The organism is Flavobacterium sp. UBA7680, from assembly GCF_002482975.1.
Classification (GTDB): Bacteria; Bacteroidota; Bacteroidia; order Flavobacteriales; family Flavobacteriaceae; genus Flavobacterium.
The window spans coordinates 191,592-215,884 of the sequence record NZ_DLHA01000058.1; the positions used below are offsets into that span (position 1 = coordinate 191,592).

Annotated in this window: 24 protein-coding genes; 17 read left to right on the forward strand and 7 right to left on the reverse strand. The window is 33.2% G+C overall.

The window, feature by feature from the left end; translation table 11 throughout:
• The first annotated feature begins 5 nt into the window (after positions 1 to 5).
• Both ruvX and B3C18_RS24520 read left to right on the forward strand, forming a co-directional pair.
• A complete protein-coding gene (gene ruvX / locus B3C18_RS24515) occupies positions 6 to 422 on the forward strand; it encodes a Holliday junction resolvase RuvX (RefSeq protein WP_291153077.1) in 417 nt (138 codons plus the stop codon).
• Positions 423 to 546: 124 nt separating this feature from the next.
• On the forward strand, positions 547 to 2,040 hold the full coding sequence (locus B3C18_RS24520; RefSeq protein ID WP_291153079.1) for a malate:quinone oxidoreductase: 1,494 nt from the start codon (positions 547 to 549) through the stop codon (positions 2,038 to 2,040).
• Between the two features lie 64 nt (positions 2,041 to 2,104).
• On the opposite strand, the gene B3C18_RS24525 is transcribed toward B3C18_RS24520, so the two are convergent.
• The gene (locus tag B3C18_RS24525; protein ID WP_291153082.1) at positions 2,105 to 4,321 is read right to left on the reverse strand and encodes an FUSC family protein; all 2,217 of its coding nucleotides are present in this window, start codon (positions 4,319 to 4,321) and stop codon (positions 2,105 to 2,107) included.
• A gap of 199 nt (positions 4,322 to 4,520) precedes the next feature.
• On the opposite strand from B3C18_RS24525, the gene def reads away from it, so the two are divergent.
• From def to mazG, 4 genes are all read left to right on the forward strand, one after another.
• Positions 4,521 to 5,111 carry a peptide deformylase gene (def, locus tag B3C18_RS24530; protein WP_291153085.1) on the forward strand — a complete coding sequence of 197 codons (591 nt, stop codon included), beginning with the start codon at positions 4,521 to 4,523 and terminating at the stop codon, positions 5,109 to 5,111.
• Positions 5,112 to 5,174: 63 nt separating this feature from the next.
• A complete protein-coding gene (locus B3C18_RS24535; protein WP_291153087.1) occupies positions 5,175 to 5,663 on the forward strand; it encodes a DUF5606 domain-containing protein in 489 nt (162 codons plus the stop codon).
• Positions 5,664 to 5,926: 263 nt separating this feature from the next.
• Entirely contained in the window at positions 5,927 to 6,721 is a 795-nt protein-coding gene (locus tag B3C18_RS24540) for a carbonic anhydrase (protein WP_291153089.1), read from the forward strand.
• A gap of 93 nt (positions 6,722 to 6,814) precedes the next feature.
• Positions 6,815 to 7,585 carry a nucleoside triphosphate pyrophosphohydrolase gene (mazG, locus tag B3C18_RS24545; protein WP_232682439.1) on the forward strand — a complete coding sequence of 257 codons (771 nt, stop codon included), beginning with the start codon at positions 6,815 to 6,817 and terminating at the stop codon, positions 7,583 to 7,585.
• Between the two features lies 1 nt (position 7,586).
• On the opposite strand, the gene B3C18_RS24550 is transcribed toward mazG, so the two are convergent.
• Positions 7,587 to 8,267, reverse strand: coding sequence for a Crp/Fnr family transcriptional regulator (locus tag B3C18_RS24550; protein WP_291153093.1), 681 nt, complete (start codon positions 8,265 to 8,267; stop codon positions 7,587 to 7,589).
• A 199-nt stretch (positions 8,268 to 8,466) separates the two neighbouring features.
• Between B3C18_RS24550 and B3C18_RS24555 the strand changes: the two genes are divergently transcribed.
• The 8 genes from B3C18_RS24555 to B3C18_RS24590 all read left to right on the forward strand — a co-directional run bounded on the left by B3C18_RS24555 (position 8,467) and on the right by B3C18_RS24590 (position 17,714).
• Positions 8,467 to 10,860 carry a heavy metal translocating P-type ATPase gene (locus tag B3C18_RS24555; protein WP_291153095.1) on the forward strand — a complete coding sequence of 798 codons (2,394 nt, stop codon included), beginning with the start codon at positions 8,467 to 8,469 and terminating at the stop codon, positions 10,858 to 10,860.
• 108 nt (positions 10,861 to 10,968) lie between these two features.
• A complete protein-coding gene (gene ccoS, locus B3C18_RS24560; RefSeq protein WP_073482448.1) occupies positions 10,969 to 11,160 on the forward strand; it encodes a cbb3-type cytochrome oxidase assembly protein CcoS in 192 nt (63 codons plus the stop codon).
• Positions 11,161 to 11,163: 3 nt separating this feature from the next.
• Positions 11,164 to 13,347 carry a cytochrome-c oxidase, cbb3-type subunit I gene (gene ccoN, locus B3C18_RS24565; RefSeq protein WP_291153099.1) on the forward strand — a complete coding sequence of 728 codons (2,184 nt, stop codon included), beginning with the start codon at positions 11,164 to 11,166 and terminating at the stop codon, positions 13,345 to 13,347.
• 7 nt (positions 13,348 to 13,354) lie between these two features.
• Positions 13,355 to 13,549, forward strand: a complete 195-nt coding sequence (locus tag B3C18_RS24570; protein ID WP_053473606.1) for a CcoQ/FixQ family Cbb3-type cytochrome c oxidase assembly chaperone — start codon at positions 13,355 to 13,357, stop codon at positions 13,547 to 13,549.
• Between the two features lie 2 nt (positions 13,550 to 13,551).
• A complete protein-coding gene (locus tag B3C18_RS24575; protein WP_291153103.1) occupies positions 13,552 to 14,490 on the forward strand; it encodes a cbb3-type cytochrome c oxidase N-terminal domain-containing protein in 939 nt (312 codons plus the stop codon).
• Positions 14,491 to 14,500: 10 nt separating this feature from the next.
• A complete protein-coding gene (ccoG, locus tag B3C18_RS24580) occupies positions 14,501 to 15,919 on the forward strand; it encodes a cytochrome c oxidase accessory protein CcoG (protein WP_291153106.1) in 1,419 nt (472 codons plus the stop codon).
• A 12-nt stretch (positions 15,920 to 15,931) separates the two neighbouring features.
• Positions 15,932 to 16,381: a FixH family protein gene (locus B3C18_RS24585; RefSeq protein WP_291153108.1), complete on the forward strand. Its 450-nt coding sequence runs from the start codon at positions 15,932 to 15,934 to the stop codon at positions 16,379 to 16,381.
• Positions 16,382 to 17,012: 631 nt separating this feature from the next.
• Positions 17,013 to 17,714: a sulfite exporter TauE/SafE family protein gene (locus B3C18_RS24590; RefSeq protein WP_291153111.1), complete on the forward strand. Its 702-nt coding sequence runs from the start codon at positions 17,013 to 17,015 to the stop codon at positions 17,712 to 17,714.
• Here B3C18_RS24590 and hemN read toward each other — a convergent pair.
• The 5 genes from hemN to B3C18_RS24615 all read right to left on the reverse strand — a co-directional run bounded on the left by hemN (position 17,711) and on the right by B3C18_RS24615 (position 22,419).
• Positions 17,711 to 19,075 carry an oxygen-independent coproporphyrinogen III oxidase gene (gene hemN, locus B3C18_RS24595; RefSeq protein WP_291153114.1) on the reverse strand — a complete coding sequence of 455 codons (1,365 nt, stop codon included), beginning with the start codon at positions 19,073 to 19,075 and terminating at the stop codon, positions 17,711 to 17,713. The genes B3C18_RS24590 and hemN overlap by 4 nt on opposite strands.
• A 126-nt stretch (positions 19,076 to 19,201) precedes the next feature.
• Positions 19,202 to 19,672 carry a hypothetical protein gene (locus tag B3C18_RS24600; protein WP_291153117.1) on the reverse strand — a complete coding sequence of 157 codons (471 nt, stop codon included), beginning with the start codon at positions 19,670 to 19,672 and terminating at the stop codon, positions 19,202 to 19,204.
• Between the two features lie 112 nt (positions 19,673 to 19,784).
• Entirely contained in the window at positions 19,785 to 20,132 is a 348-nt protein-coding gene (locus tag B3C18_RS24605) for a hypothetical protein (protein ID WP_291153119.1), read from the reverse strand.
• 114 nt (positions 20,133 to 20,246) lie between these two features.
• On the reverse strand, positions 20,247 to 20,669 hold the full coding sequence (locus B3C18_RS24610; RefSeq protein ID WP_053473598.1) for a DoxX family protein: 423 nt from the start codon (positions 20,667 to 20,669) through the stop codon (positions 20,247 to 20,249).
• 121 nt (positions 20,670 to 20,790) lie between these two features.
• Positions 20,791 to 22,419 (reverse strand): acyl-CoA carboxylase subunit beta, encoded by a 1,629-nt coding sequence (locus tag B3C18_RS24615; RefSeq protein WP_291153122.1) that lies wholly within the window; start codon positions 22,417 to 22,419, stop codon positions 20,791 to 20,793.
• 308 nt (positions 22,420 to 22,727) lie between these two features.
• Here B3C18_RS24615 and B3C18_RS24620 point away from each other — a divergent pair, with 308 nt between their 5' ends.
• From B3C18_RS24620 to B3C18_RS24630, 3 genes are all read left to right on the forward strand, one after another.
• Positions 22,728 to 23,318, forward strand: coding sequence for a TetR/AcrR family transcriptional regulator (locus B3C18_RS24620; RefSeq protein ID WP_291153125.1), 591 nt, complete (start codon positions 22,728 to 22,730; stop codon positions 23,316 to 23,318).
• A gap of 69 nt (positions 23,319 to 23,387) precedes the next feature.
• On the forward strand, positions 23,388 to 23,846 hold the full coding sequence (locus tag B3C18_RS24625) for a hypothetical protein (protein ID WP_291153128.1): 459 nt from the start codon (positions 23,388 to 23,390) through the stop codon (positions 23,844 to 23,846).
• A gap of 2 nt (positions 23,847 to 23,848) precedes the next feature.
• Complete coding sequence (locus tag B3C18_RS24630) at positions 23,849 to 24,160, forward strand: DUF3817 domain-containing protein (RefSeq protein WP_291153131.1); 312 nt, start codon at positions 23,849 to 23,851, stop codon at positions 24,158 to 24,160.
• Positions 24,161 to 24,293 lie beyond the last annotated feature (133 nt).

Consider the following 24,293-nt stretch of genomic DNA (forward strand, 5'->3'; position numbering starts at 1 on the left):
AAAAAATGCCAAGAATCCTCTCCATAGACTACGGACAAAAACGCACAGGAATTGCTGTTACAGACGAAATGCAGATTATTGCATCAGGTTTAACTACAATTCCTACTCATACTTTAGTTGATTTTCTGAAAGATTATTTTGCTAAAGAAAAAGTAGAAGCAGTTTTAATTGGCGAACCAAAACAAATGAACGGTCAGCCATCAGAAAGTGCCTCTGTGATTAATGGTTTTGTAACCCATTTCTCGAATATTTTTCCGGAAATGAAAGTAATTCGTGGTGATGAACGTTTTACTTCAAAAATGGCATTTCAAACTATGCTAGACAGCGGACTTAGCAAAAAACAACGCCAAAATAAAGGGCTTATCGATGAAATTTCCGCAACCATTATGCTTCAGGATTATCTTTCGTCGAAACGTTTTTAAGTTTATTTGGGATTAAATCTTCATTTTTAGAAAAATTTATAATTTTCTAACTTTTATCATGTAAAAATTAGTTTTTTTTTGCGATTGAAAAAAGTACCTTTGCATTTTAAAACAAATTACTGTTATGCCTGACAATACAATACGTTCCAATAGTGAAGTAGTGCTTATTGGAGCTGGAATTATGAGTGCAACTCTTGGATTAATTTTAAAAGAGCTGCAGCCCGATATAAAAATTGAAATTTACGAAAGATTAGATGTGGCAGCGGCCGAAAGCTCGGATGCCTGGAATAATGCAGGAACCGGACACTCTGCCTTTTGTGAATTAAATTATACTCCAGAAAAAGAAGATGGAAGTATCGATCCCAAAAAAGCAATCAGTATAGCAGAATCTTTTGAAATTTCACGCCAGTTTTGGTCGTATTTAGTACAGGAAAATAAAGTTCCTTCTCCAGAAAATTTTATTAAAAGTGTTCCTCACATGAGTTTTGTATGGGGAGATAAAAATGTTGAGTATCTTAAAAAGAGATTCGAAGCACTTCAAAGCAATCCAATTTTTTCTGAAATGACATTCAGTACAGATTTTAATCAACTGAAAGAATGGATGCCTCTTGTAATGGAAGGTAGAGAAGAAGGAGAAAAATTAGCAGCAACTCACATGGAAATTGGTACCGATGTAAACTTCGGAGCCTTAACCAGAAGCATGTTTAATTATCTTGAAAAATTAGACGGCGTAACTTTATATTTTAATCACGAAGTTCAAAAATTAAGACAGCGTGAGAATAAATCATGGAGAATTAAAATCACCGATTTATCAACTGGTCAAAAAAGAAAAGCTTATACTCAATTCGTATTTATTGGAGCCGGAGGTGGTTCATTGCCTTTATTAGAAAAAGCGCATGTTCCAGAAGGAGACGGTTACGGAGGTTTCCCTGTAAGCGGTCAATGGTTAAAATGTACAAATCCGGAAGTTATTGCAAAACATCAGGCAAAAGTGTACGGAAAAGCAAGCGTAGGTGCGCCTCCAATGTCTGTTCCGCATATTGATACACGTGTAATTGATGGTGAAAAAGCACTTCTTTTTGGACCATTTGCAGGATTCTCAACACGTTTCCTTAAAAATGGATCTTATTTAGATTTACCATTATCCATAAAAGCAAACAATTTAATTCCGATGCTTTCTGCCGGATTTCATAATATTCCACTAACAAAATATTTAATTGAGCAGGTTCGTCAGTCTCCAAAAGACAGAATGAAAGCACTTCGTGAATATTTGCCAAGTGCACGTTCTAAAGACTGGAAATTAGAAAAAGCAGGTCAGCGTGTGCAGGTAATTAAAAAAGGTGAAAATGGCGGTGGAGTTTTGGAATTTGGAACAGAAGTTATTACAACACACGACGGAACTTTAGCCGTATTATTAGGAGCTTCTCCGGGAGCATCAACTGCAGTTGCCATTATGGTTGATTTAATCAGCAGATGTTTTACAAATCAAATTAAAACACCAGAATGGGAAGCTAAAATGAAAACAATGATTCCATCTTATGGTAAAACGCTGAATGATAAACCAGAGCTTTTAGCAGAAATGAGAAAACATACAGCAGAAGTTTTAAAAATTAAATAAAACTTCCGTTAAAAATAAAAAAAGGACTTTTATCTAAGTCCTTTTTTTATTGCTAAAAACTATATTAATCGTTGTTTACAGCTTTTAATTCTTTTGTTATTTTTAAAATCTTCTCTGCAAGATTACTCATCCAGATCAATTGCTCAATAACCATCGAAGCCTCCTGCATTTTTGCCTGACGCGTTTCTTTATCCAGTTCATCGTCGGTTGCAAGTCGTGTAAAGTTTTTACGTTTCAGTTCTTCAAATTGCAGCGTCACATCTTCTTTATCAAAAAAAGTATCCGTTATAATCGTTTCATTTCTTAAAATAGAAATCGAATGTTCCAGATTTTGTAAAATAGTTTTTATAATATAATTGAAAGATTCTGATGCAGATGTAGTTTGATGCGATTGAATATAAGTCGATAATGATGCTAAAGCTGATAAAAGCGAATGATTTAAAACCACCAATTTATTAACCAAAGGCATTGTTTTCTGCTTTGATTTTGGTTCCTGCATCATACGTTGAAAAGAAGTCATTAAATTTCCTATTTCAACAAAAGCATTCTTTCTGGACAATCTGTAAGACGTTGGTATTTCGCCTTTTTTATTATAAAAATCAGCAATTTCTTTAAGATAATTTCGATTTGCCCGAATCGAATTTTCAATATGAATTGGCGTATTAATAAATTCCCACGCTGGCCATAAAAACTGATTGGCAATAAAAGCCAAAGTTGCTCCAGCGAGCGAATCTAATATTCTAAATTGAATAACTTCGACAACATTTGGCGTTAAAATTCCGTAAATAAAAACCACATACATTGTAACAAATGTGGCGCTTATTTTATAATTGATCTGTGTAAATGAAATTCCCAAAAGCATACATACAATCGAGAAAATACTCAAAGCAACATGATTTTGAATTACAGAAACAATCCCAAACGCAAGAAGACCTCCCAAAATAGTTCCGAAGATTCTGTTATAAGAACGCTCTTTCGTCAAGCCATAACCCGGACGCATGATTACTACAATGGTCAATAAAATCCAGTAGACATTTTGAAACGGCAGAAATTTACCAATTATAAAACCAATTAAAATCGTAATCGTTAATCGAAGCGAATGCCTGAAAATGGATGAAGAATAACTTAAGTTTTCAATAAGCGTCCTTATAGGATAATATTGCGGCGTTAAGAATTTTTCTAACTCTTTATCTTTTAATTTATAAGACTGCATTGCCAGCGATAAAGCACGCTGAATAATTTTAATTTTTCCAACCTGATTTTTAGCATATTTCAGCATATTCGTCAGCATCAAAACACCTTCTGCAGCTTCTTCTTTGCCTAAAGTTTTTTCATAATCAAAAATAGCAAACTCAAGTGCGTCTAATTCGTTTTTTAGATCATTTTTATCTACATAAACCGCAATATGATGCACGTTTTTTGAAAGCTTTTTAAGTGTAGAAGCCAGTTTATAAGCAACATTTTGATAGGTACGCAAGACTTCCGGATGCTTTGCAAACTTTTCATGAAGTTTACTGTGGTCAAACGAAGTATAAAGTGCCAATTCCTGAATTTCAACCAAAGTAATAAACACCAAAAGCATTTTTCGATTCTGCGTTGTAGTTGCTGAAGTATTTTGGTTTCCAATCAACATTTTGCGTAAATCCTCATGAATCAAGTTCAGGTCAACCTGTATTGCTAGTTGTTTTTCTATAATTTTTTGACGATCAGCAGCCGGGCTCCATAAATCACCTCTTAGTTTTAAATACTTTGCTGTTAGTTTTATCCCTTCGGCAATTTGTAATTCGACATATTTATATGGCTGTACAAAATGAAAAACCAGCGAAACGATAAGATATAAAATTCCTCCCGTAAAAATAAATCCGGAATATTGAAGAGCTTCCAATCCCGTATGTAAATGCCCAAATGATAATGAAATCGATAATAAAGCAGAAAACGAAACCAAAGTAGCGCGCTGTCCGTAAACCGAAATCATCGAACATAAAAATAATAGAAACCCTAAAAACGGATAAAATAAAAACGGAAAAGGATAAGCCAGATTGACTAATAAATTTACACCCGAAACAATTAAAGAAGCTACAATTAACCCTTTGATTTTGTGACTTAATGAACTCGGAATATCACTTGGATAGGTATAAAAAGCACCAAGCGCAATCGTAAAACCTATTTCAAAATGTCCCAAAAAATTCAAAATTACAACAGGTACAACCGAAGCAATAGTAACTTTTGATGCATTTAAAAAGGAAGTACTGTTTGTGAATTTTGAGATTCGCTCTAGCATATCGTGAGGTTTACTAGCAAAGTTAAGAATTGTACGAAATATTTTGGCATAATTATAGCGGAGTTTTCTAAAGCATATAAAAAATTGTTATAATGTGGCTTTACAGCTAATCGTTGAGTATTTTTTACTATTTTTGCCAGCTGAAATATGTTAACCTTAATATAGGGTTTTCATTAGATAAAACATTAAATAATTACAAATGATTTTACCAATTGTAGGATATGGTGATCCTGTTTTAAGAAAAGTAGGAACGGCAGTTACGCCAGATTATCCAAACTTAAAAGAGACAATAGCAAACATGTATGAAACCATGTATAATGCTTTAGGAGTGGGACTTGCGGCACCGCAGGTTGGTCTTCCTATACGCATATTTGTTATTGATACAACTCCTTTTAGCGACGATGAGGATTTACCAGAAGATGAACAGAAAGACTTAGAAGGTTTCAAAAAAACTTTTATCAATGCTAAAATCGTTAAAGAAGAAGGTGAAGAGTGGAGTTTTAATGAAGGCTGTTTGAGTATTCCGGACGTTCGCGAAGATGTTTACAGAAAACCAACTGTTACTATTGAATATTGCGAAGAAGATTTCGTAATGAAAACTGAAGTTTTTGACGGTTTAATTGCGAGAGTTATTCAACACGAATACGATCATATCGAAGGCATTTTATTTACTGATAAAATATCTTCTTTAAAAAAGCGTTTGATTCAAAAGAAATTAAAAAACATCACCGAAGGCAAGACTTTTCAGGAATACAGAATGAAATTTGCAGCGGCAAAGAAAGGAAGATAAAAAGTTCTAAAAATTTAGAACATTAATAAAAGACAAAAATTCTTAATACTAATTTTAATAAACATGAATTTAGACAAAATTTTAGCCATTTCTGGGAAACCAGGTTTATATGTATTGAAAGTGCAGACTCGTACAGGTTTTGTGGCAGAATCATTATTAGACGGAAAAAAAATTACAGTAAACTTAAAAAGTAATGTAAGCTTACTATCAGAAATTTCAATTTATACACACGACGGAGAAAAACCATTGACTGAAGTAATGCAAAAAATTGCTGCTAAAGAAAACAAAGGTCAGGCGATTTCTCACAAAGAAGATAATGCAACTTTAGCTGCTTACTTTAAAGAAATTTTACCGGATTATGATGAAGAAAGAGTTTATCCTTCAGATATTAAAAAAGTATTAAACTGGTACAACACACTTCAGGCTAAAGGTTTAGTAACTGATTTAGCTCCAGCTGCTGCTGAAGCTCCAGAAGAAACTCCGGCTGTTGAAGAAAAACCAAAAAAAGCACCAGCTGCTAAAAAGCCAAAAGCTAAAAAGGAAGAAAAATAATTTTTCTGAATTCAAATATATTGATCCCGTTAAGATATTTCTTAACGGGATTTTTTTATTTAAAATCACTTGTTATTTAAGTTTTAAAATATATTTTTGTAAGAAAAATAATATTTTAAAATAGTCTAAAAACGCAGTTGATAATTTAGTTTTAAATTGTAACTATTTATACATAAGTATATTATGTGTATTTTATAACTGTTTTGAAATGATTTTTTGGCTTTGAAACTAAATTTTAAATGATAGGAAAAATGAAAAAGGAAATGAAAAATTTTGCAGTAATAGCAGCTTTAGTATTAGCGACAGCTTGCAACAACAAATCAAAAGAAACAGAACAATATGTAACTCCATCTGATACAATAACAACTTTAGAGCATCATAAGCATTGGAATTATGAAGGTGAAACGGGGCCATCTCATTGGGGAGAAATGGATCAGAATGATTGCGGAGGAAAAGTACAATCACCAGTTGATATTGTTGACACTGAAAATGATAATACGCTAAAACCTATTGATTTTCATTACAATCTAAAAACAAAAATTCATGATGTTATCAATAACGGACACACTATTCAATTTGATTTTGAATCCGGAGATTATATCGTAATTAATGGAGATCAATATGAACTCAAACAATTTCATTTTCATGAATCGGCAGAACATACTATAAAAGGTGTGAGATATCCGTTAGAAATTCACATGGTTCATAAAAATAAAGATGGAAAATTTGCCGTAGTTTCTATTATGGCGCAAGAAGACAAGAAAAGCAATGAAACTTTTGAATTTCTTGATAAGTATCTGCCTAAAAAAGCTAATGATACTGTAAAAGTTAGCAACGATTTTAATATCAATAAAGTTCTTCCACAAAATAGATCCTATTATACTTACTCTGGTTCATTGACAACACCGCCTTGTACAGAAGGCGTACAATGGTTTATTTTTAAAACCCCAATCGAAGTTTCTATTAAAATGATAACAGATTTAAAAAAGATAATGCCATTGAATAATTTTAGAAATGTTCAGGAATTAAACGGAAGAAAAATTAAAGAGTCAATCTAAATTAAAAAGAAGGTATTTTGCCTTCTTTTTTAGTTTAGCAAAGACCTGTTTAATCCGCAAATTGTTTTAATTTTGGTATCTTAAAATAAAAAAATGAGCAAAGAACTTCAACTCAAAGCCTTCGAAAGATTATTAATTATCATGGATGAACTTCGTGAGCAATGTCCGTGGGATAAAAAACAGACCTTGCAGACATTAAGGCATTTAACAATTGAAGAAACTTACGAGTTAGGCGATGCCATTTTAGATAATGATTTAAACGAAGTAAAAAAAGAACTCGGAGACTTACTGCTACATATTGTTTTTTATGCTAAAATAGGCTCAGAAACCAATGATTTTGATATTGCAGATGTCTGCAACGAAATCTGCGATAAATTAATTCACCGCCATCCGCATATTTATTCGGATACTGTTGTAAAAGATGAAGAAGAAGTAAAACAAAACTGGGAAAAACTAAAATTAAAAGAAGGTAAAAAATCTGTTTTAGAAGGAGTTCCAAGAAGTTTGCCGGCATTAGTAAAAGCAAGCAGAATCCAAGATAAAGTAAAAGGAGTAGGGTTTGACTGGGAAGAACCGCACCAGGTTTGGGATAAAGTTCAGGAAGAACTAAACGAATTGCAGGTTGAAGTTGAAGCTGGTGATCAGGATAAAATTGAAGCCGAATTTGGCGATGTTTTATTCTCAATGATAAACTATGCCAGATTTTTAAATGTTAACCCGGAAGATGCTTTAGAACGCACGAATAAAAAATTTATCAAGCGTTTTCAATATTTAGAAAGTAAAGCAGGCGAGTTAGGAAAACCTTTAATGGATATGACTCTCGCAGAAATGGATGTTTTTTGGAACGAAGCTAAAAAACAGTAATTTATTCGGCCATTCGTTTTAATGCTTTTACATTTTTAAGCATAATTTTTTTACCTACTAATTCAATTAATTCCAGTTTATTAAAGTCAGATAATAATCGGATGCAGCTTTCAGTTGCCGTTCCTATTATTCCTGCAAGTTCTTCTCTGGTAAGCTGTACTTTAAGGGTTTTATCTGTATTTTCTCCAAATTCATTATGTAAATGCAATAAAGTTTCTGCCAAACGCTGTTTTACCGTTTTTTGAACCAAAGCAATTTTATCATTTTCAGATTCTTTCAAATCCTCGCATACAGACTGCATCAAATTCAAAGAAAACTGATTGTTGCTATTAAAGAAATGGATAATTTCTGATTTCGGAATAAAGCAAACTTCCATATCAGCAATGGCTTTTGCAGATAAATTTGCAGGTTCATTACTAATCATCGAACGCTGTCCTAAAAGTTCTCCGGATTTTACAAGCTTAACGATTTGATCCTTTCCGTTGGCACTTAATTTTGAAAGTTTTCCAACTCCGTCCTTAACGCAGAAAACGCCATTCGTAACTTCGCCCTCTTCAAAAATAGCTTCGCCTTTTTTAATCGTGTAGGTAGTTTTGCTATTAGCCAATTTTATAACTTCATCTTTATTTAGGGCTTTTAGAGAAGAAAGCTGACGAACAATACATTGATCACATTTATTCATAGCAGGAGTAATTTGGTGCAAAATTAACCAATTCCTGTGGTTAAAAAGCACTTTTACGGCTAAAAATACGTAGAAAAAGGTATTATTTCAATTTGATAAATTATTTCATTAATTTAGGATTAGATTTCATTATAACATGATAAATGTCATAGTTATAATCACCGCTTATTTAGAATTTTGCTAATTAAAAAAACAAATTATGAGCGAGCAGAGTTGTTTTCATTGCGGGCTGACTATTCCTAAAAATGAAGAGATCAATTTTGATGAAAAAAAGTTTTGTTGTACTGGTTGTAAAACAGTTTACGAAATTTTTAGCCAAAATGATTTAACCTGCTATTATGATTTTGAAAAATCGCCTGGAGCTACTCCTCAGGACATTCAGGGCAAATATGACTTTTTAGACAACGAAGCAATTTTAGCTAAAGTTCTCGAATTTCAGGAAGGAAATACCTCAATAGTTTCATTAAATATTCCGCATATTCACTGCAGCTCATGCATTTGGATTCTCGAAAACCTAAATCGTCTGCAGCCCGGAATCAGCGCTTCACAAGTTAATTTTCCCGAAAAAAAGGTTCGAATTACCTTCAATTCAGAAACCGTTTCTCTCAAATCAATTGTATACTTATTAAGTTCTATAGGTTACGAACCCTATATTAGTTTAGAAAATTACGAAACAGGTAAAAATAAAGTAGACAGAAGTTTAACTTATAAAGTAGGCGTTGCCTTTTTCTGTTTCGGAAATATTATGCTGCTTTCCTTTCCTGAATATTTCGAAATCAAAGAATTTTGGTTAGATAGCTATAAACCGTTTTTTAGAATTCTAATTTTTCTTTTAGCGTTACCAAGTTTTTTTTATTCTGCAAGTGGTTATTACGTTTCAGCTTATCACAGTATCCGAACCAGAATGTTAAACATTGATATTCCTATTGCCTTAGGAATTATTGTAATGTTCATTCGCAGTAGCTATGATATGCTGATGGATCATGGACCGGGATTTTTTGACAGTTTAGCCAGTTTGGTTTTCTTTATGCTGCTGGGTAAAATGTTTCAAACAAAAACCTATAGTTTTTTAAGTTTCGAAAGAGATTTTAAATCCTATTTTCCAATTGCGGTAACCAGAATCAATGCTGATTTTTCAGAAGAAAGCGTTCCAATTTATGATGTTTTAAAAGGAAACAGATTATTGATTCGAAATCAGGAATTAATTCCAGTAGATGGAATTTTAATGAGCGAAAAGGCCGAAATCGATTATAGTTTTGTTACCGGAGAAGCTGTTCCAATCACAAAAAAATCAGGAGATAAAATATTCGCAGGTGGAAAACAAATTGGAAAAGTAATCGAAATGGAAGTATTGCATTCTGTTTCAGAAAGTTATCTGACTCAATTATGGAGCAACGAAATTTTTCAGAAAAAAGTAGAACAAAAACACAAAACAATTACAGACGCTTTGAGCCGTTATTTTACACCAATTTTATTGCTAATTGCCTTTGCAGGATTTGGTTACTGGATCTTTATTGATACCAATATTGCTTTTAATGTTTTTACAGCAGTATTAATTGTGGCTTGTCCTTGCGCGTTGGCACTTACTGCTCCGTTTACATTTGGAAATATTCTCAGAATAATGGGAAAACAAAAAATGTATCTAAAAAATGCTTTAGTAATAGAACAATTGGCTAAAGTTGATACTATTGTTTTTGATAAAACCGGAACCATTACAACCAATAAAAAATCTAATATTTTATACGAAGGAATTGAATTTGCCGATGAAAATTTACAATTAATAAAAAACGTGCTTCGAGGATCCAATCATCCTTTAAGCAGAATGTTATATGACTTTCTGCCGGAATATGACAGGATAAAAATTGATGATTTTCAGGAAATTACCGGAAAAGGAATTTTGGCTTTCGCCGAAGAAAAAGAAGTAAAAATAGGTTCTTCATCATTTGTTGAAAGCCCAATTTTAGACTCTTCAGAAATAGAAAAAACCTCGCTTCATATTAAAATAGACAATAGATATTACGGAAAATTTATCTTCCAAAATCAATATCGCGAAGGACTAGAAAAATTGTTTGCAACCCTTAGCAAAGAATATAATATAAAAGTGCTTTCTGGAGATAATGATGGCGAAAGAGAAAATCTTGAAGCTATTTTACCTAAAAATACTGAACTGGTTTTTAACCAAAAACCAGAACAAAAATTAGAATTTATTAAAAAACTGCAGGAAACAGGAAAGAATGTTATGATGGTAGGAGACGGACTGAATGATGCTGGAGCCCTTGCACAAAGTAATGTGGGTATTTCTGTATCCGAAAATGTAAATGTATTTTCTCCAGCCTGCGATGCAATTCTCGATGCAGGTGAATTTTCACGATTAAACTATTTCTTAAAACTCTCTCATAAATCGATCCTGATTATTAAAATGAGTTTTGGCTTATCACTCCTTTATAATATTGTCGGACTTACGTTTGCCGTTACCGGAAATCTACTTCCTTTAGTGGCAGCAATCATCATGCCTTTAAGCACAATTACGATTGTAAGTTTTGTGACTTTTATGTCTAACTACTTCAATTGTAAGAATTTAGATGGATTTTAAATAATTGTAAGAATATTTTTTTTAATTTTATCATTCTTCTACAAGCATGATAATTATCATATTTTAAACGCCACTGACCCAGTAATTTTGTTAACATAAATTTACGGTATGAGTGTTATTTATCTTTTAATTTCAGTAAGTATTTTCGTGGCAATCTGTTTCTTTATTGCCTTTATCGTTGCTGTCAAATCTGGACAATACGATGACGATTATACGCCCTCGGTCAGAATTCTTTTTGATGACGAGACCAAAATTATTTCCCCAAATAATAATTCACCAATCGAAGAAAAACAAGTATAAATTATGGAAATGGAACAGTTTTATTACGACAACAAAATTGTAAAAAAATTCATTTACGCCACCATTCTTTTTGGAGTTGTGGGTATGTTAGTGGGACTGACCCTGGCGGTTATGTACCTTTTTCCCAATATTACAGATGGGATTTCATGGCTAAGTTATGGTCGTTTAAGGCCTTTACACACAAATGCCGTTATTTTCGCCTTTGTAGGGAATGCTTTTTTTGCAGGAATGTATTATTCAATGCAAAGATTACTAAAAGCCAGAATGTTTAGTGACTTTTTAAGTAATCTGCATTTTTGGGGCTGGCAGTTAATCATTGTCGCCGCAGCCATCACATTACCATTAGGATATACTTCTTCGAAGGAATATGCAGAACTTGAATGGCCTATTGATATTGCTATAGCGTTAATTTGGGTTGTCATGGGAATTAACATGATAGGAACCATGTTACGCCGTAGAGAGCGTCATTTATATGTAGCAATTTGGTTTTATCTGGCAACATTTGTAACGGTTGCCGTATTGCATATTTTCAATAATATAGAAATTCCTGTTTCAGGATTAAAAAGTTACTCCGTATATGCTGGTGTTCAGGATGCATTGGTACAATGGTGGTACGGACATAATGCGGTTGCATTTTTCTTGACAACACCATTTTTAGGATTGATGTATTACTTCGTTCCTAAAATTGCAAATCGCCCTATTTACTCTTATAGATTATCTATTATTCACTTTTGGTCTTTAATTTTTATCTATATCTGGGCAGGGCCGCACCACTTATTATATTCAGCTTTACCAAACTGGGCTCAAAACTTAGGTGTTGCATTTTCTGTAATGCTTATTGCTCCATCTTGGGGAGGTATGATCAACGGACTTTTAACTTTAAGAGGTGCGTGGGATAAAGTTCGTGAAGAACCAGTTTTAAAATTCTTCGTTGTAGCGATTACAGGTTACGGAATGGCGACTTTTGAAGGGCCAATGTTATCACTAAAAAATGTAAATGCTATTGCGCACTACACTGACTGGATCGTTGCACACGTACACGTAGGTGCTTTAGCATGGAACGGATTTATGTCATTTGCTATTATTTACTGGTTGATTCCACGAATGACAAAAACAGCATTGTTCTCTAAGAAATTAGCAAACTTCCATTTCTGGATTGGTACTCTTGGTATTATAGTTTATACAATTCCGTTATATGTGGCTGGTTTCCAACAAGCATCAATGTGGAAACAATTTAATCCAGACGGAACTTTAACTTACGGTAACTTCCTTGAAACAGTAACTGCCATTATGCCTATGTATTGGATGAGAGCAATTGGAGGTAGTTTGTACTTAATAGGAATGCTGACATTGGTTTACAACATTATCATGACAGTTCGTGTTGGTGAAACAATTGAAGATGAATTAGCACAAGCTCCGGCATTGCAAAAAATAAGCAGTAATAGATTAAGTGGAGAAAAATTCCATTCATGGTTAGAAAGAAAACCAATTCAATTAACCATTTTGGCTACAATCGCCATTTTAATTGGAGGAGTTATTCAGATCGTACCAACGATTATGGTAAAATCAAATATTCCAACTATTTCAAGCGTAAAACCATATACACCGTTAGAACTTGAAGGACGTGATTTATATATCAGAGAAGGCTGCGTAGGTTGTCACTCACAATCAGTTCGTCCGTTTAGAAGTGAAGTGGAGCGTTATGGACCTCAGTCAAAAGCAGGAGAATTTGTTTACGATCATCCATTCTTATGGGGATCAAAACGTACAGGTCCAGACTTGTTAAGAGTAGGAGGTAAGTACAATGATAACTGGCACTTTAACCACATGTGGAATCCGCAAAGCACATCTGCAGGATCAATTATGCCAGGTTATAAATGGTTATTTGATAATAAACCTTTAGACATTTCATTGACTCAAAAGAAAATGAACGTAATGATTTCTCTTGGAGTTCCTTATTCAGCAGAAGAAGTTGCAAATGCACAAAAAACATTAAGAACTCAGGCGATTAAAATTGAGAAAAGCCTTGAAAATGATCCTGACTTTGTAAAAAGTTATGAAAAAAGCCGTGAAAAAGCTGCTGCAAAAGGTGAAAAATTCATTCCGATGAATGAAAGAGAAATAGTTGCTTTGATTGCATATATTCAAAGACTTGGTACTGATATTAAAGTAAAAGAAACTAAATAACAGCATTATGTTTGAACAAATAAAACACAATATGGAAACGATATCGGGTGTAGAAATTTACCCGATACTTTCCCTCTTGATTTTCTTCTTCTTTTTCGTAGGATTAGGCATTTGGGTGTTTTCTTATAAAAAAGATAAAATTCAGGAAATGAGTAATATACCTTTAGAAGAAGGGCAAGTTATAATCTCAAAAGATAGATAAAAATGAAAAAGTTTTTCCCAGTATATGTTAGAGTACCGCTGATTTTCTTCATCGTATTTGCTTTGATGGAATATTGTATAGATTCAGGCGACAGACCTGCTTTTATAAAGTACCCAATGGTATCTGTCTTTTTACTTGTTTTTCTGTTTATTTTGATTGCGATCGAAGTTACGTTAAGTGCTGTAAATAAGGTAATGTATCAACTATTGTCACCAGAAGAAAAAGCAAAATTAGATTATGAGAATAGTTTAAGTCTTCAGGAAAGTACTTGGTTCAAAGAATTAATGCACAAACTTACTAAGACAGAACCAATGTCTAAAGAAGCTGATTTATTGATGGATCACGATTATGACGGCATCAAAGAGCTTGATAATAATTTACCGCCGTGGTGGGTTTATTTATTCTATATCTGTATCATTTTTGGAGTAATCTATGTAGTTCGTTATGATGTTTTAGGGGCTGATGATCAGGAAATGGAACTTAAAAAAGAAATGGCACAAGCTAAAATTGATGTCGAAGAATACTTAAAAACTGCTCCGGATTTAATGGATGAAAAAACGGTTGTTTTACTGACTGATGATGCAAGTTTAGCCGCAGGAAAAGAAATTTTTACAACCAATTGTGCAGCTTGTCACAGAGCAGATGCAGGAGGACAAATTGGACCTAACTTAACAGATGATCATTGGATTTTAGGTGGAGGAATTAAAAATGTATTCCACACTATTACAAACGGTGGACGTGATGGAAAAGGGATGGTTTCGTGGAAAACGAATGGTATGAAACCAAAAGAAATTCAAAAAGTGGCGAGTTACATTTTATCACTGCAAGGATCCAATCCAAAAGATCCAAAAGCACCGGAAGGAGAAGTTTGGGTAGACGAAAGTGCGCCTAAAACAGATGCAGCAGCTACAAAAAAAGATACCACAGAAGTTAAAAAATAATTAGAATATCATGTCAAATTTACCAGACGAAGCTTTTAGAGATACCATTGGAACTATAGATGAAGGTGGTAAAAGGAAATTTATTTTTCCAAAAAAACCGTCTGGTAAATTTTATGATTACCGAAAAATTGTCAGTTATGTTTTATTGGCAATTTTGATAATAAATCCGTTTATAAAAGTAAACGGAAACCAATTTATGATGTTCAACATTATTGAACGTCGTTTTAATATCTTCGGCTTTCCCTTTTGGCCGCAAGATTTTTACCTCTTTGTAATTTCAATGCTTATTGGCGTTGTCTTTGTACTTTTATTTACCGTTGTTTTTGGGCGAATATTTTGCGGATGGATTTGTCCGCAGACCATTTTTCTTGAATTGGTTTTTCGCCGAATCGAATATTGGATTGACGGCGACCGCGGTTCACAATCCCGTTTAGCAAGAATGGAATGGAATGCAGAAAAAATTAGAAAAAGATTGACTAAATGGACAATTTTCTTTTTGATTTCTTTTGGAATTGCCAACGTATTTCTGGCTTATTTAGTAGGAAGTGATTCTTTACTTTTAATGGTGGAGCAAGGCCCAATTCAGCAGGCAAGTAATTTTATTGCACTACTTATTTTTACCGGAGTTTTCTATTTTGTTTTTGTCTGGTTCCGCGAGCAGGTTTGTATAATTGCCTGTCCGTACGGAAGACTTCAGGGCGTTCTGTTAGACAATAAATCTATCAACGTTGCGTATGATTTTGTGAGAGGAGAAAAAGAAGAAGGAAGAGCAAAATTCAATAAAAAAGAAGACAGAGCTTTAACCGGAAAAGGAGATTGTATTGATTGTCTTCAATGCGTTCATGTCTGCCCAATGGGAATTGACATTAGAAACGGAACGCAGTTAGAATGTACCAACTGCACCGCTTGTATTGATGAATGCGATCATATAATGGAAAGTGTAGGATTACCAAAAGGTCTTATTCGTTACGCATCAGAAGATGAAATTGTTAAAAAAGAACCTTTTAGGTTTACTGCCAGAATGAAAGGTTACAGTGCGGTTCTTTTTATTTTGATGGGCATTTTTGTTGGAATGTTGTTTTTAAGAACAGATGTTCAAGCCGTTATTCTGCGTTTACCCGGACAGCTTTTTCAACATAAAGGAGATAAAATAAGCAATGTTTATACGTATAAAATTGTCAATAAAACCATGAAAGATTATAATGATATTCATTTTGAATTAATCGATCAAAAAGGTGAAATTAACAATGTAGGGAAAGAGCATTTTAAAGTGGCAAAAGAAGCAATTTCGCAGGGAACTTTATTCATAGAAATAAAAGAAGTTCTGCTGGAAAGTGATAAAACCAATTTGAAAATTGGGGTTTATAATGGCAAAGAATTACTCGAAACCACTACAACAAATTTCTTAGGGCCACGAAGTTTTAATTAAAAATATACTATCATGAAAATTAATTGGGGAACCGGAATTGTCATTGCATTTGCTTTGTTTATGACATTTATATTATACTTTGTTTTTGAAGTACAATCAAATAGTAAATATGATAACGATTTGGTTGTAGAAGAATATTACAAACACGACACGCATTTTCAGGAAGAAATGGCAAGAATTCAAAACGCGCACGATTTACAGCATAAACCTTCAGTAAAATTTGAAGAAGATGGTGTAAAAGTTACTTTTCCTGCCACTTTTGAAAGTGATAAAATAAAAGGAAATATTTTGTTATACCGACCTTCAAACAAAAAGTTTGATTTTAATACAGAAATTGCTTTGACTAATTCTTCATTATTAATTCCACATAAAAAGCTAATCAAAGGACGTTGGGATGTTAATATGGAATGGCAGTATGAAGGAAAAAAATACCTGACAAAAGAGGTTATTTACGTAAACTGATTTAGTCTTTTTATGTGAAAAGTATAGTCCCTATGGGACAATAGAGTGTTCGAGCATTTCTTTTTTTACCGATATATAATCTACGAGATATGCTTAAAAAATACTCTGGCATGAGAAAATGATTGGTAAAATATGGATTTATTAATTATGATGAAATATGCTCCGTTAAGAGCAACATATCGGTAGAAATAAAGCATATCGATAATGTAAAATGTCCCGTAGGGACTATACGTTAATATTGATTTAGCTTTTGGGCAAAATGTTTAGTCCCTACGGGACAATAGAGTATTCGAGTATTTTCTTTTTTACCGATATTTTATCTCTACGAGATATGTTTGAATAATATTCTGTAAGGAGTTACATATTGGAAAAAAATATCGATAATTAATTTCAATAAGATCTGCTCCGTTAGGAGCAACATATCGGTAGAAAAAAACATAATGGTAATGTAAAATGTCCCGTAGGGACTAAAGGTATTTTACGTATTTCTCTTTTACCGATATTAAATTTTTACGAGTTATGTTCCGTTAGGAACAATTCATCGGTAGAAAAAAAATGTAATATTCCCAAAAAAAGTGTCCCGTAGGGACACATGATAATCAAAATTCACCAATAAAAAATAAATAAAAAAATGTTATTTTCAGCATTCATATTAGGTCTTATCAGCAGTCTGCATTGTGTTGGCATGTGCGGGCCAATTGCTATGATGCTTCCTGTTGATCATAAAAATGAAGCTAAAAAAGTAACACAGATTATCACCTATCATTTAGGAAGATTAACCGCTTACTCAACAATTGGTTTAATCTTCGGATTATTAGGAAGAGGCTTTTTCTTAGCAGGAATGCAGCAAAGAATGTCAATTTTTATTGGGATTGCCATGATTTTAATTGCTCTGATACCAGAAAAAATATTCGCTAGATACAATTTCTCAAAACCCGTTTACAAAGTAATTTCAAATATAAAATCAAACTTAGGAAGTCAGTTTAAAAAGAAAAGCTATAAATCTCTTTTTACAATTGGTCTGTTAAACGGATTCCTGCCATGCGGAATGGTTTATGTGGCGTTGTTTGGAGCAATTGCCATGCAGAGCGCCGGCTTTGGAGTTTTGTATATGTTACTGTACGGATTAGGAACAATTCCGTTAATGACAGTTGTAGTTTACGTCAACTCATTATTAAAATTACCATTTCGAAATAAAATTCAAAAAGCAATTCCTTATGTTGCCGTTATAATTGGAGTATTATTTATTTTGAGAGGCTTAGGTTTAGGAATTCCCTATTTATCTCCTTCAAATATGAGTTTGTTTGTTCAGGGAACTCCGAATTGTCATTAAACGGTCATCGAAAACAAATTAGTTTCCGGTGATTTTCTTTTTAAATGTAAATCAAAAGCCATACAAATGTTGCGGACAAATGGTCTTCCCGCTTCAGTAATTTTGATTCTGTTTTCTTCAATTACAATTAATTGATCGTTTTCTATTTCTTTTAAAGCCTTTAAAACTTGTGGCAATTCTTTAAAATATAAAGAATCGTCACTCCAGGAAGTTTCAAGATCGCAGGTTAAATTTAGAATATGTTTTCTGATGATAAGGTCTTCATCGGTTAAAATATGACCTTTTACAACCGGAAGCTGATCCCATTCTAATAACTGATAATAATCTTCCAGATTTTTAGTGTTTTGAGCAAAACCGTACCAGCTGTCACTAATCGAAGAAACTCCTAAACCAATCATAAGCTGTGTTTTTGAAGCACTGTAACCCATAAAATTTCGATGCATTTTTTTGTTGTGTGCGGCATGAAATAAACTGTCTGAAGATAAAGCAAAATGGTCCATACCAATTTCATGATAACCATTTACAGAAAGTAACTGTTTGCCTGTTTCATAAAGCTGTCTTTTTTCAGCATCTTTAGGAAGATTTTCATCGTTGAATCCGCGTTGCCCATTTCCTTTAATCCATGGCACGTGAGCGTAGCTGTAAAATGCTAATCGGTCTGGTTTTAGGGAATTTGTTTTCTCAACCGTATCCACAACATCATCTAAAGTTTGAAATGGTAATCCGAATATAATATCGTGCCCTATAGATTTATAACCAATTTCTTTTGCCCAAAAAGTAACCTTTGCAACATTATGAAAAGGCTGAATTCTATTAATGGCTTTCTGTACTTTTTCGGAATAATCTTGAACACCAAAACTTACTCGGCGAAAGCCTAAATCATATAATTTTTTAAGTTGTTCGTAAGTCGTATTATTAGGATGTCCTTCAAAACTAAATTCATGATTTTCAGCTTTATTTGCGAAGCTGAAAATACCATTGATAAGATGTTCTAAGTTATTGGTTGAAAAAAAAGTAGGCGTTCCTCCGCCTAAATGTATTTCTTTTATAAAAGGTTTTTCGGGCAGTTGTTTACAGTACAAACTCCATTCTTTTAAAAGGGCCTGAATGTATTTTTCTTCAACAGAATGATTTTTGGTAATTCGTTTATTGCATCCGCAAAAGGTGCACATACTTTCGCAAAAAGGAAGATGGATATAAAGACTAATTCCGTTTTTTGAATTGCTTTCGGCAAATGCTTTTTGAAAAGATGTTTTCCATTCTTCGACTGTGAAAGCGGTTTCATTCCAATAAGGAACCGTAGGATAACTCGTGTATCTTGGTCCAGGCACATTGTATTTCTGGGTCAATGAAATTTTCATAAAGACGGATTTAGTTTACATCAAAATTACTATTTGAACCACAGACATAAAATGACAAATATCATGTATGAGACAAAAAAAAGAGACTCATAATGAGCCTCTTTCTACTGAATTAAATAACTAACACTAAATAGAATCCTGAATGATTTTAAGCCATTTTTTCGCAAACATATGATCCTGATACGCACTTATTTGTTTAATGCGGTCATCATCAAAATCATAGAATGGAATTGTAATTTTTTTAGAAGTTTCTCTATCCTGAAAATCATAATCAATTTTTACAATTGTATCTGAGTTTCCTTCGGTAGTTAAAACTAATTTGCAAGATGAAACAGTTTTCAAATCGACATAAGTTGATTCTTGTTGATTTGGATTGAAATTCATCAAAATAAACTTTCTGTTTTTTTGATCGATCGTTAACGTTTTATTGCTTTGAGATTCAGTCAAATCAAATTGTTCCGGATTGTTTGGATTGAATTTCTTTTTGATGTTTAAGATTTTTGTTTTGTTTGCGGCGCTCGATCGTGCTGAAAAATATATGGGAATGGCTACTATGACCGCAATCACAATACCAATTATGGTTACACTTGTTTCCATGTTTCTTTTTTTAAATTTGGTAAATAATATGAAATAGTAAACAGTTTCGGGATAGAAACGGTTTAATTGCTGGTGAAGAATTACTTCTTCAAATTAAAATTTCAAGGTTTATTTACCAGAAAAAATGGAAGGCGTAGAGCATTAATGAGATTTTTTTGCTCTGTGCAGGAAATGGGTTTGTAAAGTTAAAGGCTGATTGTATTACTTTATGCTGCGGAATAACAACAAGTAACGAATCAAACCATTTAATGCATGCGAGATGATCTGTTTTGATATTTGCCGCAAAGTGATAGCTTCCCTGAGGCTGAATAAATGCTGATGAATCTGCAGTTTCTTTGGAGAAGTTGGTATCCGTTTTTTGAGTTTCCGTTTTTTGCACAGGAAGTTCGTTTGCCTGAGCGGCAAAAAGTCCTATGATCAAAAGTGATACGAAAAGTATGGTTTTACGAATCCAATTCATGGTGGCGAATTTAGTTCATAAAACACAATAAATGAAATTTTAAGTGCTAATTACTTCTTAAAAATAGCTTTATTATTTTATCCTCAACTTTTAATAGTTGAGGATAAAATATTTTTATTGCTGCATTTTAAAATAATAGTCGGCAGAGTGTTTTCCTCCTCCGTAGAATAAGAAGAAGATGCAAATGAGTAAAACTACAATTGCAAGAATTAAGCTTTCAGAATGCATGTGTCCCATAAAATTTACGAGAACGGCTCCAAATAGTATTGGTAATTGAGCTGCAATTGCCCAGCGGGTAAGTAGCCCAAAAACAATCATTATACCTCCAATCATATGTGCCGGCGCGATATAATGCAGAAGAAACATTCCGCCTCCGAACCGATCAATTGGAGAAATTAAATCATGTAAATACTGAACGTTTGTTACAAAAGAAACGCCTTTCATAAATAAAAAAACACCCAATATTATACGTACTAAATCTACTGGTAAATAAGTATGGGCGTTTGCCCACTTATTTAAGCTTTTGACATTTTCCATGATACTACGTAATTAAAATTATATATATAAAGTTACTAATTTTTAATGATATATTTAATTTAAGTATCTAAAAATAAGTTTTTTACTATTTATTTAACACGTTATCTGTTTTAGTGAAATACTACACCTGAATTACACCCAGATTAAATGGTTTTTGAATAGGAGCGTGGTTGGCAGCTTCGATTCCCATTGAAATCCATTTGCGGGTATCAAGTGGATCAATGATAGCATCAGTCCATAACCTTGATGCGGCATAATAAGGTGAAGTCTGCTCGTCGTAACGTGCTTTTATTTTATTAAAAAGTTCTGTTTCTTTAGCTTCGTCAACAACTTCTCCTTTTGCTTTAAGCGAAGAAGCTTCGATTTGAGCTAAAACTTTTGCAGCCTGTGTTCCGCCCATAACAGCAAGTTCTGCACTTGGCCAGGCAAATATTAATCTTGGGTCATACGCTTTTCCGCACATAGCGTAATTTCCTGCTCCATATGAATTCCCAACAATAACGGTAAATTTTGGCACAACCGAATTACTTACAGCATTTACCATTTTGGCACCATCTTTAATAATGCCGCCATGTTCTGATTTTGAACCAACCATAAATCCGGTAACGTCTTGTAAAAATACTAATGGAATTTTCTTTTGATTACAGTTTGCAATAAAACGGGTTGCTTTATCAGCACTATCAGAATAAATTACACCACCAAACTGCATTTCACCTTTTTTGGTTTTTACCACTTTACGCTGATTGGCTATAATTCCAACTGCCCATCCATCAATTCTGGCATAACCCGTAATTAACGATTGACCGTAACCATCTTTATAAGCTTCAAATTCTGAATTATCTACCAAACGATTGATGATTTCCATCATGTCGTATTGCTCATTTCTGGCTTTTGGTAAAATTCCGTAAATGTCTTTTGGCTCTAAAGCAGGTTTTTCAGCCTTAATTCTACTGTAACCGGCTTTATCAAAATCACCAATTTTATCAACGATATTTTTGATTTTATCTAAAGCATCTTTATCATCTTTAGCTTTATAATCTGTAACTCCAGAAATTTCGCAATGTGTTGTTGCGCCGCCTAAAGTTTCATTATCAATGGTTTCGCCAATTGCAGCCTTAACTAAATAACTTCCAGCAAGGAAAATACTGCCTGTTTTGTCTACAATTAAAGCTTCATCACTCATAATGGGTAGATAAGCACCTCCGGCAACGCAGCTTCCCATCACGGCAGCGATTTGCGTTATTCCCATACTACTCATTTGAGCGTTGTTTCTAAAGATGCGTCCGAAATGTTCTTTGTCAGGAAAAATTTCATCCTGCATTGGCAAATAAACTCCGGCACTGTCTACTAAATAAATAATAGGAAGTCTGTTCTCCATTGCAATTTCCTGTGCACGCAGGTTTTTTTTGCCTGTTATGGGGAACCATGCACCAGCTTTTACTGTTGCATCATTGGCAACTACAATACATTGTTTTCCTTTTATATATCCAATTTTAATGACAACTCCGCCAGAAGGGCATCCTCCGTGTTCAGCGTACATTCCTTCTCCGGCAAAACCGCCAATTTCAATATTTTCTGCATTTTCATCTAATAAATAAGCGATACGCTCACGAGCCGTCATTTTTCCTTCGGCATGTAGTTTTTCGATTCTTTTTTCGCCTCCGCCTAGTTTTACTTTGGCAAATTTTTGTTTTAGGTCTGAAAGTAATAGTTTATTGTGATCTTCGTTTTTATTGAAGTTTAAATCCATGATATAATATTGATTTTACAAAATAGTGTTGGCTAATTTACAAAATCAATTGAAATAAACCGATTGCTTTGTGAATTAAGAAAAAGTTTATAATTCTAGTTTTTTAATTAAACACATAGAAACATAGGATTTATAGTTTTAAAGAAGGGAGTTAAAAGAAACTCGTTTCTAACACATAGCCTAACTATGTTTATTCAAACAAGTGAAACGCCTTTTTAATCTTGCTAAATCTATGTTTCTATGTGTTAAAACTAATTACACCAATTATTTTTCTTTAATTTGCTTTTTCATACTAACTAGTATTTTTTATGTCTAAAGCTGCTAATACCCGACTTACGATTCTTCATAAAGCATTTGAATTGATCTATACAAAAGGTTATCAAACCACCAGTATTGATGAAATTATTGCAACAACCCAAGTTACAAAAGGTGCTTTTTATTACCATTTTAAAACCAAAGATGAAATGGGAATTGCGATTATTGAAGAAATTCTAAAACCTACAATGCAGGAAAATTTTATAAAACCTACTGAAGCTTCGCAAAATCCAGTAGAAGATTTTTATAATATGATTTCGTATTTATTGCTTGAAGATCCTTTTTTGCAGGTAAAATACGGTTGTCCGGTTGGAAATCTTACGCAGGAAATGACGCCGTGGAATAACAGGTTTAGTGAAGCATTGGCAGAATTGGTCGATTTATGGAAAAAGACAATCATAAATTCTATCGAAAAAGGAAAAGAATCGGGTTTGATTCGCAAAGATGTAGTGGGCGAACAAGTTGCTTTTTTTATCTTATCGGGCTATTGGGGAATACGAAATTTCGGAAAACTTCAAAATGATAATTCTTCTTATCTTGTTTATTTAAAAGAACTTAGGAGTTATTTAAATGGCTTGAAATAAAATTATTATTTAAAAACATACTACTTAGTATGTTCTTAAATATATTTGCATTGTCTTAATCAAAAAACAATGTATCAATCTCTTTTAGTATGCCATTCTTTTATAAGATGGTTCGTATTGGTAAGCTTGTTATATTCTATTTATACAGCTTACAAAGGTTATTCTCAAAAACTTCCTTTTACCAAGAAAGATAACCTCATCCGGCATTGGACGGCTACAATTGCTCATATTCAGCTTATTTTTGGAATATTAGTTTATGTTCAAAGTCCGATTGTGAAGTATTTCTGGAAAAATTTTAAAGAAGCGATTCAAAATTTAGATGCTTCTTTCTTCGGAATTATTCATATCGCATTAATGTTAATCGCGATAGTTTTCATTACAATTGGTTCGGCTTTAGCCAAAAGAAAACTTTCTGACGATCAAAAATTCAGAACTATGCTAATGTGGTTTTCTATTGCTTTATTAATCATTTTTATTGCCATTCCGTGGCCTTTTTCACCTCTTGCAAACCGACCTTATTTTAGATAATTATGAAAAATTTACTGCTTACAAATACCGGAAGATTACGAATTATTGGTTTTCTGGAAGGAACTTCACTTTTAATTTTGCTTTTTATAGCAATGCCGATGAAATATATTTTTGAAATGCCATTTTTAACAAGACCAGTTGGAACAGTTCATGGTGCTTTATTTCTGCTTTTTGTTTTTAATACATTGAGCGTTGGAGTAGAGCAGAACTGGAAATTTGCAACTACAACTTGGAAAGTGCTTTTGGCCTGTGTGATTCCGTTTGGCACTTTTTACATTGATTCTAAAATTCTAAGTAAAATTCAAAACCATTAGTTATGATTTTTGTATTCAAAACAAATATTGATAATATTTCGAAAGTGAAGAAGGTTGCACCAAAACTGAATCAGTTATTTCCGAACTCTAAGTGGAATTTTGATCTCGAAGACTGTGATAATATTCTAAGATT

Coding starts and splice junctions, on each gene's coding strand:
- B3C18_RS24600 (WP_291153117.1), bottom strand. CDS start 19,672: ATGGAAACAAGTGTAACCATAATTGGTATTGTGATTGCGGTCATAGTA.
- B3C18_RS24585 (WP_291153108.1), top strand. CDS start 15,932: ATGAAAATTAATTGGGGAACCGGAATTGTCATTGCATTTGCTTTGTTT.
- B3C18_RS24555 (WP_291153095.1), top strand. CDS start 8,467: ATGAGCGAGCAGAGTTGTTTTCATTGCGGGCTGACTATTCCTAAAAAT.
- B3C18_RS24575 (WP_291153103.1), top strand. CDS start 13,552: ATGAAAAAGTTTTTCCCAGTATATGTTAGAGTACCGCTGATTTTCTTC.
- def (WP_291153085.1), top strand. CDS start 4,521: ATGATTTTACCAATTGTAGGATATGGTGATCCTGTTTTAAGAAAAGTA.
- B3C18_RS24615 (WP_291153122.1), bottom strand. CDS start 22,419: ATGGATTTAAACTTCAATAAAAACGAAGATCACAATAAACTATTACTT.
- ccoS (WP_073482448.1), top strand. CDS start 10,969: ATGAGTGTTATTTATCTTTTAATTTCAGTAAGTATTTTCGTGGCAATC.
- B3C18_RS24620 (WP_291153125.1), top strand. CDS start 22,728: ATGTCTAAAGCTGCTAATACCCGACTTACGATTCTTCATAAAGCATTT.
- B3C18_RS24535 (WP_291153087.1), top strand. CDS start 5,175: ATGAATTTAGACAAAATTTTAGCCATTTCTGGGAAACCAGGTTTATAT.
- ccoN (WP_291153099.1), top strand. CDS start 11,164: ATGGAAATGGAACAGTTTTATTACGACAACAAAATTGTAAAAAAATTC.
- B3C18_RS24630 (WP_291153131.1), top strand. CDS start 23,849: ATGAAAAATTTACTGCTTACAAATACCGGAAGATTACGAATTATTGGT.
- B3C18_RS24610 (WP_053473598.1), bottom strand. CDS start 20,669: ATGGAAAATGTCAAAAGCTTAAATAAGTGGGCAAACGCCCATACTTAT.
- B3C18_RS24550 (WP_291153093.1), bottom strand. CDS start 8,267: ATGAATAAATGTGATCAATGTATTGTTCGTCAGCTTTCTTCTCTAAAA.
- ruvX (WP_291153077.1), top strand. CDS start 6: ATGCCAAGAATCCTCTCCATAGACTACGGACAAAAACGCACAGGAATT.
- B3C18_RS24605 (WP_291153119.1), bottom strand. CDS start 20,132: ATGAATTGGATTCGTAAAACCATACTTTTCGTATCACTTTTGATCATA.
- hemN (WP_291153114.1), bottom strand. CDS start 19,075: ATGAAAATTTCATTGACCCAGAAATACAATGTGCCTGGACCAAGATAC.
- B3C18_RS24525 (WP_291153082.1), bottom strand. CDS start 4,321: ATGCTAGAGCGAATCTCAAAATTCACAAACAGTACTTCCTTTTTAAAT.
- B3C18_RS24570 (WP_053473606.1), top strand. CDS start 13,355: ATGTTTGAACAAATAAAACACAATATGGAAACGATATCGGGTGTAGAA.
- ccoG (WP_291153106.1), top strand. CDS start 14,501: ATGTCAAATTTACCAGACGAAGCTTTTAGAGATACCATTGGAACTATA.
- mazG (WP_232682439.1), top strand. CDS start 6,815: ATGAGCAAAGAACTTCAACTCAAAGCCTTCGAAAGATTATTAATTATC.
- B3C18_RS24520 (WP_291153079.1), top strand. CDS start 547: ATGCCTGACAATACAATACGTTCCAATAGTGAAGTAGTGCTTATTGGA.
- B3C18_RS24590 (WP_291153111.1), top strand. CDS start 17,013: ATGTTATTTTCAGCATTCATATTAGGTCTTATCAGCAGTCTGCATTGT.
- B3C18_RS24540 (WP_291153089.1), top strand. CDS start 5,927: ATGAAAAATTTTGCAGTAATAGCAGCTTTAGTATTAGCGACAGCTTGC.
- B3C18_RS24625 (WP_291153128.1), top strand. CDS start 23,388: ATGTATCAATCTCTTTTAGTATGCCATTCTTTTATAAGATGGTTCGTA.